The sequence below is a fragment of the Xenorhabdus sp. NBAII XenSa04 genome (genome assembly GCF_963866145.1).
Lineage (GTDB): Bacteria > Pseudomonadota > Gammaproteobacteria > Enterobacterales > Enterobacteriaceae > Xenorhabdus > Xenorhabdus indica.
On the sequence record NZ_CAWMEB010000076.1, the window covers coordinates 1 to 2,958 of the forward strand.

Sequence of the window (2,958 nt, forward strand, 5' to 3'; positions counted from 1 at the left end):
AACTGCGGTGAAATCAGCCTGGCCTCATGCCCCAAATCAGCGATCCGTCTTGCCATGAAATGCGCGCCCGCACAGGCTTCCATCACCACTATTGCCGGAGAGCAGCCAGCTAAGAATTCCATCAATTTAGTTCGGGTGAATTTTTTACGCAGTAACGTTTTTCCTGATTGATCCTGACAATGGATATGAAAGGAATGCTTGCCAAGATCGATGCCAATCAATGCGATAGTGTTCATGATGGTGGCCTCTTAAATAAAAAATAAATCACACTCTGTCAATATATCGCTAACAGGGTGAGGGCGGCCATCTCATTAGTGTGGGGCACTTTTTTAACTCACTATAAATTAAGCAATTAAGCGTGCTTATCAGATAGCGGTGAGAACCACTCAATCGTCACAATTCCCCGTAACCTGAGTGGTTAAACTATTTTATCCAGCTTTCATCGAATCCATGCCCCACATTTTTTTACGCTCTCCCCTAATAGGGGTCAGTTTGGATATCGAAAATTATTGTACGTTAAGGTTGTTTTTCGAACATCGTTTGCTATCGCATAAGGGTATACTCTCGCGCTATACGGCGTTTTCAGAGGATCTTGTCTAATCGGATAACTTAAATGCGATACCGAAAGAGAGATAACTTAAAAGCGATAGCCACTGATGTCAAATCAGTCCCTTACGTACCTATACTGGTTAAAAAAATGAGCTTAACATGCAAAAATTTCCGATCTCCAAACTCACCCCTATATTCACGAAAAAATTTTGGATCCCGTCTTGCTTCCCCCTGTTTTCAGCATCTCTGTCATCCTATAATCCATAAAAATCTATCAGGATAATACTGACTATTCTGAGTGTCAGGATCTGAACTATATACCAAATGATCACCATCGGAGTCAGTACCTATAGCGGCTTTCAATTGATGTGAAGGATAATATTTGTTCTCAATCCTAAAATAAATATTTCCTTTATCATCCATTCTGTCAATTTTTAGGCTCCATAAAAACCTATCAGGATAATACAGACTATTCTGAGAGTGAGGATATGAACCATATACCCAATGATCACCATCGGAGTCAGTACCTATACCGACTTTCAATTGTAATGAAGTATAATATTTATTCTCAATCCTAACATAATTTCTTCCATCTCTATTATGCTCTATTTTTATAACCCATACAAACCTATCAGGATAATACAGACTATTCTGAGAGTCAGGATCTGAACCATATACCGAATGATCACCATCGGAGTCAGTACCTATACCGACTTTCAATTGATGTGAAGCATAATATTTATTTTTTATAATTACTTCTTTATCTGAAATAAAATGACTAAAAATGGAAGGAAAATATTTACTAACAAAAAATTTCTTTCCTGTTGAATGTAAATAAATTGAAAAATCAATAACTTCACCACCTCCACAATTTATTAAACAACCAATAATATCATGAATATTACCAGCCCCATCTAATTCTAACGAAGATAATATTTCAGAAGCTTTCTCAAAATCATTACACTTAACATAATTAATAATATCGTTTGACTTATCTGAATTGTCATTTTGTTTATTCACTACAGTTAACTCCTCATGATTAATATTATCACCAGCTTATCTTTAATGTTATCAATCCTACATAAATAAAATTAAAATCCTGTTTATATGATTTAGACATATATAGATTTAATTACCAATGACTGTATTTTGTTAATTACAATAATTAATAATAAAGCAATACAATTACAAATTTTAATTGTATTGCTTTATTTAAATAATATATTTTTTTATACGAAACACTATATCAAAAATGCATCACCTATAATAAAAAATACATCATAATATTATTTAACTAAAGCATACTTTATTTTAACTTGTTATAATTATTTAACTTTATCATGTATGTTTATAACATGGTAAAAAAACAACCATGACAAAAACTATTAATTATATGAATATTAATGGTGAGCATCACGCTCTCCGCGATGAAGAAAAATCAAATAATGATTGAATATCCAACACCAATATTGCTACTATAAAATCACGATAGATAGGTACATATTTTGGATGCCAATCATGGAGTTGTTATTCATACAATGGATATTCTCGGTTCAAGTCTATTTTAACGTCAACGTGACGACTTTAATAGTCTTAGAAAGTACATTATATCCATTTTATTTCACTCTGTTTAAAATTATAAGATTTCCAACTATGACTAAATTACCTAATGTTGATATGATTGAAAAAAATATACTTCCAATTGATTTCACAGGTGCAAAAGTTACTGTTGATACAGCGTTATCAATTATTCCTGAATATAATATATACTTACCACATAAAGTGGTTAATCAACTAGGTCAGGTGATGAATATACCCAAAGCCTGTACTTCCCTTGCTATCTATCTTGCAACCTTATTTTCAGCAGTTACGACAGCGGCTGTGGCTGCGGTTGCACTTGTTGGTTTCAGTGTATGGCTTGGAGCACAACTATGGTTGATTACCTATTTGGATAATGGTAATGGAGTTAATATAACGACTTATGTCTCCCCTGCTCACCCATATTGGATCCCTTCTGCGGCCTAAAAATCCCGCTTAATTTGGTGGGATTGTAGTGTTATATAAAACACAATCCTTGTTATCAGAAGTGGATTTTTTATCATTTTGAATTAATAATAATCAACTAGAATTACGTTCAAGCCGTCATTGGAAAATCGTCTTCTGAGTAAAACACTTTCAGTGATGGCTTCTTCCATTTTAGGTAGTAAGTAATAAAACAATCAACAAAATTCCGTATATACTTCAGTGGGGTGAGTGTTCTATTTAAGAAATGTCTATTAATCGTTTCAATGATAAAACGTCTTGATAACATTATATTATACCATTCAACTTGCAGGCGGGCTTTCATGATAGAATTCCGTTGTGTGAGTGTAAATGAAGATTACTGTTTCGTAAGCGCTCAATTAAACC

General features: G+C 33.5%; 2 protein-coding genes and 1 pseudogene. 1 reads left to right on the top strand and 2 read right to left on the bottom strand.

What is annotated here, in order from left to right; genetic code table 11:
- Both AAC147_RS03825 and AAC147_RS03830 read right to left on the bottom strand, forming a co-directional pair.
- Positions 1-236, bottom strand: a pseudogene (locus tag AAC147_RS03825) (IS110 family transposase); the annotation flags it as partial.
- Positions 237-798: 562 nt separating this feature from the next.
- Positions 799-1,569: a hypothetical protein gene (locus tag AAC147_RS03830; protein ID WP_047685695.1), complete on the bottom strand. Its 771-nt coding sequence runs from the start codon at positions 1,567-1,569 to the stop codon at positions 799-801.
- 633 nt (positions 1,570-2,202) lie between these two features.
- On the opposite strand from AAC147_RS03830, the gene AAC147_RS03835 reads away from it, so the two are divergent.
- Positions 2,203-2,574 (top strand): hypothetical protein, encoded by a 372-nt coding sequence (locus tag AAC147_RS03835; protein WP_047685697.1) that lies wholly within the window; start codon positions 2,203-2,205, stop codon positions 2,572-2,574.
- Positions 2,575-2,958 lie beyond the last annotated feature (384 nt).

Coding starts and splice junctions, on each gene's coding strand:
- AAC147_RS03835 (WP_047685697.1), top strand. CDS start 2,203: ATGACTAAATTACCTAATGTTGATATGATTGAAAAAAATATACTTCCA.